This is a genomic window from Sphingomonas sp. FUKUSWIS1 (assembly GCF_000733135.1).
Taxonomy (GTDB): Bacteria; Pseudomonadota; Alphaproteobacteria; order Sphingomonadales; family Sphingomonadaceae; genus Sphingomonas; species Sphingomonas aerolata.
The window spans coordinates 1-6,650 of record NZ_JPJC01000257.1 but is presented as its reverse complement, the minus strand read 5'-3'; the positions used below and the strand labels follow the sequence as shown (position 1 = coordinate 6,650).

The following is a 6,650-nucleotide window of genomic DNA, read 5'->3' as shown; positions in this document are numbered from 1 at the left end:
CGCCCCGCCTGCTCCTCGGCGGGTTCGACTGCATAGCGCGCGGCGATCTCGCGGAAATCGTCCGCGCGTTCCACCGCATTACGCTTGTCGGGATAGGATTGCTCCCGCCCGACGAATTTGAGCATCGAATCGTTCGCCATTTATGCCTCCGACAATCGCGTTATTGCGTCGTCGAAGGTTTGTCACGGCAAAAACGCCTATTATGTCAGCTAAACTGACCTATATATTACGCCAAATCTCGCAGGTCGGGGGATATATTCACAAATCTCACGGAATATATCCCGACTCGGACCTATTTCGATAGGAGCCATACCAGCGCGGCGGAGCCCGCGGCGATGCGATACCATGCAAACGGCACAAACCCGTGCTTGGTGACGATTCCGACGAACCATTTGACCACCAGCAACGCGACGACGAACGAAACGAGCGCGCCGATCGCGATCGACAGCAGGCCGACACCCTCGCCGCTGGTCAGCGCCGCATGGTTCTTCATCAGTTCGAGCCCGCTCGCCCCCAGCATCGTGGGGATGGCGAGGAAGAAGCTGAACTCGGCGGCGGTGCGCCGCTCGACGCCGAGTGCCAGCGCCCCGAGGATCGTTGCGCCCGAGCGGCTGACGCCAGGGATCATCGCGAGGCACTGGAGCAGGCCGATCCCGACGACGGTGCGCAGCGGGATGTCAGCGACACCGCTTATGTCGCTGCGCGGTGCGAACCGCTCGACCGCTAGAATGGCGAAGCCGCCAACGACCAGCGCGATCGCGACCACCTCGGCATTGCCGAGCAGCGCCTCGATATAATGGTGCAGCGCCAGCCCGATCACCGCGGCAGGGATGAAGGCGACCACCAGATTGCGCAGAAACAGCCAGGATTTCGGCTCGCGGCGAATGAGGCCCATGCCCACCGCCCAGAAGGTCCGCCAGTACAGGACCACGATCGCAAGGATCGCGCCGAGCTGGATGACGACGTTGAACACCTCCCAGCGCCCCGCATCATAGCCGAGCAGCCGCGTCGCGAGGATGAGATGGCCTGTCGACGAGACCGGCAGGAATTCGGTGATCCCCTCGACGATGCCGAGAAGGATGACGGTAAGAAGTTCGGACACGCAAAAGCTCCCGCAGCGCGGTGAATCAGGACTGGTCGATCAGTGTCGATGGCGGCTGGACCCGCATCGGGATCAGACCACGTGGGTCGCCGAATGCGTGTCCACCTGGGTGTCGGCCCGAGTTGCGGCACGGCGACCGAACCGCCCAGCCTTGCGGAAACGGACGAGCCAGCCCGGCGCGACCGTCGACATCGGCGTCGCCTCGATCCCCATCGCCTTCAGCCCGTCGACCCCGGTGACGATATTGTCGCTCTGCAGCATCCGCCACTGATCCTGGGTGATCGGCGCGCCTGGAAGGAACCCGGCCTTGGCGATCAGTGCCCCGGCAAAATCGGGCAATTCGACGATCGACGGTTCGCGGCCGATTGCGGCGGCGATCCAGCGGATCAGGTTGCCCATGGTGATGACGTCCGGCCCGCCAATCTCCAGCGTCTTGCCGCCGAACGTCTCGGGAGCCGAGGCCGCGGCGACGATCGCGTCCGCGACGTTGCCGACGAACACGGGCTGGAACTTGGCTCCAGCGCGCAGCACGGGCACGACCGGCGCCTTGGCGATCATTCCGGCGAAGCGGTTCACGAACTGATCCTCCTGCCCGAAGATGATCGACGGCCGCAGGATCGTCGCGTTGGGGAAGGCCGCGCGGACCGCCGCCTCGCCCTCGCCCTTCGACTTGCCATAGGCCGAGTCCGATGCGGCGTCCGCACCGATCGCCGAGACATGGACCAGCGCGCCGACCCCCGCCTTGGCGGCTGCCTCCGCCACGGTCCGCGCGCCGAGCGCCTGGACGCCGTGGAAATCACCCGCCAGCACCCCGACCAGGTTCACGACGATGTCCGCACCCTGCACCGCCTGCGCGATCGTCGCGGGCTTGGTCACGTCGGCGCCGACAAATTGCGTCTGCCCGAGCCCGCCAAGTGGCTTGAGAAAAAACGCCTGCCGCGGATCGCGCTGTGCGATCCGGACCCGCGCACCCGACGCCAGCAGCGCCTGCGCGACATAGCGGCCGACGAAACCTCCGCCCCCGATCAGCGTCACCAGTCTGTCGTTCATCGCCCGTCCGTCCAATTCTTTATGCCTGCCCGCCCTTTGCCCCAGCAAGAGGGTTGTTGACAAGCATCGCAACCCTCCACTAGAGGCGCCCTCCTACCCCGTGCCCGGATGGCGGAATTGGTAGACGCACCAGCTTCAGGTGCTGGCGATCGCAAGGTCGTGGAGGTTCGAGTCCTCTTCCGGGCACCATTCTCACCAGGTGGGTGAGACGACGGTCAGCGCCTAAGGCGATCCGTCGGGCGGCCGATCGGCAATGCCCCAAGCAATCAGATCTTAGCTCACACACTACCGACCACCTCGGCAACCGAAGCCCGGTCCGCCCCCGTCAGATCAGCGCTCCAGCGCTAGGCCTGCTGCCCGGGTTCGATGCACTGCGGCACACGCGTCCGGCTTCAGCCGGCCGACCTCAGCCACACGCCGCCCCAGACTTCGGAAGGACCGTCAAAGACAGTGACGGGTTCGGGTCGACCGTCCTTCCTCCGCAGTAGCATTCAGGTCCATGGTATCGGTCCCATATTCATTCCACGGATCAATCAGGCCTGATCTGCATCATAGTTAATGAAGATATCGGACATTATCCCCTATAGTAAGTGTCTGCCCAGACCACTTCCCGATCTTCCTCGAGACTGCATCCAAGCCGGGAAAATTGCGTCTTGATACCGTGCGGCACGGCTTTTGGAAGAAAATGCATAGCAAATGGCATAATAGGTTCAAATCGGATGTTGATTATAGGGTGCTATAGGCGTAGGCGTCGATCAAAGACTGGAGCATATCATGTCCGAAGACATTATTGAGCTGAACGCTGTTGAATTGGCGACCGAACTGACGATCGCGTGGCTGACAAACCCCAATACGCGCACGTCCGCCGAAGAGGTTCCGTCGTTCCTCGGCAAGATGCACGACACCGTGTCTGCATTGCTGGGCACGTCGACGGAGGAGCCCGTGGTCGAGCCCGTCGCCGAATACACCCCGGCAGTCTCGGTCCGGAAATCGCTGGCATCGAAAGATCACATCATCTCGATGATCGACGGCAAGCCGTACAAGACACTGCGCCGTCACCTGGCGACGCACGGCATGACGCCGATCGAATATCGCGAACGCTACGGGCTGAAGCCGGACTATCCAATGGTCGCCGAGACCTATTCGGAAAGCCGCCGTGCCATGGCCAAGAAGATCGGTCTCGGTCGCAAGCCCGGCGCCCGCAAGACCGAAGCCCCGGCTGCCGCGCCGCAGCGCAAGCGCAAGGTCGAGGCTGTCGCCGAATAATCGACGCAGGCCGACCGATCTGAGCGCCTGCAGGGGCCGGTGGTTCGCCACCGGCCCCTTTTCGCATTAGGCAGGGCGCACGCGCCGTTGCCGCCCCTCACCACCCCGGCGGACACCGGCCGGGTCGTCACGCCGGGCTAGCTGCCGAAACGACCCCGACGGTAGAGCAGGGTGATCGCGACGCGCCGGTTGCGCGGATCGCTCGGGTTCTTGACGATCAGCGGCTCGCGGTCCGCGACACCCTCGATCCGTTCGAAGCGCGCCTCGGGCGTGCCGCCGGCGAGCAGCCGCCGTCGTGTCGCCTCGGCGCGGCCCGACGAGAGCATCCAGTTGTTCATCGCGCGCGGATCGCCATAGGGCACGCTGTCGGTGTGCCCGCGGATCATGATCGGGTTGGCCGACCCGGCGATCGATCCCGCGATCATCCCGATCAGATCGCCTGCCCTGGCATCGAGCGCCGTCGTGCCCAGCGCGAACATCGAATAATCGGCATCGTCGATCAGGTCGATGCGCATCCCGTCCTGCGTCGGCACGAAGCGGATGTGGCTCGCGAGACGCGACAGGTTCTTCGACTGTTCGATCTGGCGGAGCACCTTGCGGCGCATCGCGTCGAAATTGCGGCGATCCTCCGCATTCAGCGCGTCGAGCCCCTTCTTGTTGCCCTTGGGTCCGGTGCCGGTGTCCGCGCCGCCCGCGCCCGCATTCGGAATGGCGATCTGCGGCAGGCTGGTCTGCCCCGCTTGCGGACCGATCTTGTTCTTCGACAGGATCGATTCGCCACCGAGCAGCGCACCGCCGCCGATCCCCAGCGTGTGCGTGTCGATCAGCGTCGGCGCGAAATAGTCGGCAATGCCCTTGCGCTGTTTCTCGGTCGTCGCGCCGAGGATCCACAGCAGCAGGAAGAACGCCATCATCGCGGTCACGAAATCGGCATAGGCGACCTTCCAGGCACCGCCATGATGGCCGCCATGGCCCTCGATATAGACCTTCTTGACGATGATCTTGGGCGGCTGGTTCGCCCCGTGCGGCGCGCGTGCCATCCTACTTCCCGCGCAGCCCGTCAAAGACTTCGGCGAAGCCCGGCTGGTTGCGATGCGCGATCCCCGAGCGCGCCGCCTCGATCACCAGCGGCTGCGGATGGCCGTGGAGCGAGGCGATGATGATCTGCTTCACCACGCCGTAGATCGAGGCGTCCGCGTCGAGCACCTGCTTCAGCCGGTTCGCGAGCGGCGCGACCATGCCATAGGCCAGCAGCACGCCCATGAACGTGCCGACCAGCGCCGACCCGATCATCGAGCCGAGCACCGACGGCGGCTTGTCGATCGATCCCATCGTCTTCACCACGCCGAGCACCGCCGCGACGATGCCGAGCGCGGGCAGCGCGTCGGCGAGGCTGGTCAGCGTGCCGTGCGCGCTTTCCTCCTCGTGATGATGCGTCTTGATCGACTGGTCCATCACCTCCTCGACCGCGTGCACGTCGAGCGTACCGCTCGACACCACGACGAGGCGCAGCGTGTCGGCGATCAGGTTGATCAGCGCGTGGTTCTTCAGCAGCTTGGGGTATTCGGCGAACACCGCGGAGGAATTGGGATCCTCGACATGCGGCTCGAGCGCGATCGGCCCGTCGACGCGCAACATCTTCATCAGCTTGCTGACGAGGAAGATGACGTCGAGATAATCCTGCTTCTTGTATTTCGGGCCCTTGAACACCTTCATCAGCCCGCCGCCGAGACCTTTGAGCTCCTTGCCCGAATTGCCGATGATCAGCGCGCCGGCGGCGGCACCGCCGATGATGAGCATCTCGTGCGGGATCGCCTCAAGCACGGGGCCGAGCGCCCCGCCGGTGAACGCAAAGCCGCCGAACACCATGACGAGCAAAACGACGATGCCGATAATCGGAAACATGGTGCTGGAAATTCCCCCAAAGCCCGGAACGCCGGCCCTGTCACCGGAAGATTAACCGGATTTCGTAGCCATCCGGTTACCGGACCCGCCCGATCCGTCCTATAAATGCGCTCAGCGAAGATAATCGAACAGCGACAGCGCGCTGAGCTTCGAGAAGCTCGCCTGAGTCGCCGACAGGATCGTCATCGTCTTCTGCAATTCGGTGATCGCCGTCGTGATGTCGGTGCCCTCGATCGACTGGCGGGTATCCTCGCGGTCGACCGCGACGTCCTTCAGCCGGGCGGTTTCCAGATCGACCCGCGACGCGCGCGCACCGAGCGACGCCTGGATCGACGACACCTGTTCCGACGCCGCCGACAGATCGTCGAGCGCGGTATCGAGCGAGGCGGGATCGTAGCTTTCGGCCTGGAGCGCGGTCGCGATCGCGCTCAATACCGCCAGCGTGTCCTTGCCGTCGGCGCGCAGCACGCGCGACGCCGATTCGTTCGCCTGGACGCTTGCGCCGTCGCCGACCGGGATCGGCGAGACGCTGGTCGCGGCCAGCGCATAGCTGCCATCGGCCTGCTTCACCGCCGCGGGCCCGCCGTCCGCGCCGCCGAAGATCGGCTGGCCACGCAGGTCCTTCACGTTCGCGAGACTCGCGATCGTATCGACGATCCCCGCAATTTCGACGCCGATCGCCTTGCGCGCATCGCCGCTCAGCGTGCCATTGCGCGCCTGCACCGTGAGTTCGGACACGCGCTGCAACTGCGCGGTGATCGCGCTGAGCGTGGTATCCGACTGTTTCAGCACCGATGCGGCGGTCGTCAGGTTCGCGGCATAGGCCTTGTCGTCGACGGCATCCCGCGCGAGCCCCGCCAGCCGCTGATAGGCGGCGCTGTCGGACGAGGGCGCGGTGAATTTCTTGGTGGTCGAGATCTGCGTCTGCAATGCGTCCGCCTGCTTCGACAGCGCATTCATCGCCTTGGCCGAGCGGTCGTAGAACAGGCTGGTCGCGATCTGCATAAGGCCTACCGGATCTCGAGGATGGTCTGGAGGATGTCGCGCGCGGTCTGGATGACGCGGCTCGACGCCTGATAGGCCTGCTGGAAGCGGAGCAGGTCGACCGCCTCGCTGTCGAGGTCGACACCGCTGCCCGAATCGCGTGCGGTCACCGCGCCGTCGCGGATCGCGCCCTGCGCATCGCCGACCAGCCTGCGCTGTTCGAGCGACGCCGCGTTGCTCGTGATCATGTTGGTCAGCCGCTGTTCGCCGCCCGTCGTCGGGTCGCGCGTCGCAAGCAGTGCGGTCAGGTTCGACGCATCGCGCGCGCCGCCGGTCGCGCCCG

At 64.9% G+C, this 6,650-nt stretch carries 7 protein-coding genes and 1 tRNA gene; 2 read left to right on the top strand and 6 right to left on the bottom strand.

Annotated elements, in window-relative coordinates:
* Positions 1–292: 292 nt before the first annotated feature.
* Both sphsw_RS16250 and sphsw_RS16245 read right to left on the bottom strand, forming a co-directional pair.
* Positions 293–1,102, bottom strand: coding sequence for an undecaprenyl-diphosphate phosphatase (locus sphsw_RS16250; protein ID WP_031441542.1), 810 nt, complete (start codon positions 1,100–1,102; stop codon positions 293–295).
* A 72-nt stretch (positions 1,103–1,174) separates the two neighbouring features.
* Complete coding sequence (locus sphsw_RS16245) at positions 1,175–2,152, bottom strand: complex I NDUFA9 subunit family protein (RefSeq protein ID WP_042467568.1); 978 nt, start codon at positions 2,150–2,152, stop codon at positions 1,175–1,177.
* A 102-nt stretch (positions 2,153–2,254) separates the two neighbouring features.
* Here sphsw_RS16245 and sphsw_RS16240 point away from each other — a divergent pair.
* A tRNA-Leu gene (locus tag sphsw_RS16240) sits at positions 2,255–2,341 on the top strand.
* Between the two features lie 585 nt (positions 2,342–2,926).
* Positions 2,927–3,418 carry a MucR family transcriptional regulator gene (locus sphsw_RS16235; protein ID WP_031394198.1) on the top strand — a complete coding sequence of 164 codons (492 nt, stop codon included), beginning with the start codon at positions 2,927–2,929 and terminating at the stop codon, positions 3,416–3,418.
* A gap of 137 nt (positions 3,419–3,555) precedes the next feature.
* Here the strand turns inward: sphsw_RS16235 and sphsw_RS16230 are convergent, their stop codons facing one another.
* From sphsw_RS16230 to sphsw_RS16215, 4 genes are all read right to left on the bottom strand, one after another.
* Complete coding sequence (locus sphsw_RS16230) at positions 3,556–4,458, bottom strand: flagellar motor protein MotB (protein WP_031441540.1); 903 nt, start codon at positions 4,456–4,458, stop codon at positions 3,556–3,558.
* A gap of 1 nt (position 4,459) precedes the next feature.
* Positions 4,460–5,323, bottom strand: coding sequence for a flagellar motor stator protein MotA (gene motA, locus sphsw_RS16225; protein WP_031441539.1), 864 nt, complete (start codon positions 5,321–5,323; stop codon positions 4,460–4,462).
* A 111-nt stretch (positions 5,324–5,434) separates the two neighbouring features.
* Positions 5,435–6,328, bottom strand: coding sequence for a flagellin N-terminal helical domain-containing protein (locus tag sphsw_RS16220; protein WP_031441538.1), 894 nt, complete (start codon positions 6,326–6,328; stop codon positions 5,435–5,437).
* A gap of 5 nt (positions 6,329–6,333) precedes the next feature.
* The coding region (locus sphsw_RS16215) for a flagellar basal body rod C-terminal domain-containing protein (RefSeq protein WP_031441537.1) at positions 6,334–6,650 on the bottom strand (317 nt) is incomplete at its 5' end.

Coding starts and splice junctions, on each gene's coding strand:
- sphsw_RS16245 (WP_042467568.1), bottom strand. CDS start 2,152: ATGAACGACAGACTGGTGACGCTGATCGGGGGCGGAGGTTTCGTCGGC.
- sphsw_RS16235 (WP_031394198.1), top strand. CDS start 2,927: ATGTCCGAAGACATTATTGAGCTGAACGCTGTTGAATTGGCGACCGAA.
- sphsw_RS16230 (WP_031441540.1), bottom strand. CDS start 4,458: ATGGCACGCGCGCCGCACGGGGCGAACCAGCCGCCCAAGATCATCGTC.
- motA (WP_031441539.1), bottom strand. CDS start 5,323: ATGTTTCCGATTATCGGCATCGTCGTTTTGCTCGTCATGGTGTTCGGC.
- sphsw_RS16220 (WP_031441538.1), bottom strand. CDS start 6,328: ATGCAGATCGCGACCAGCCTGTTCTACGACCGCTCGGCCAAGGCGATG.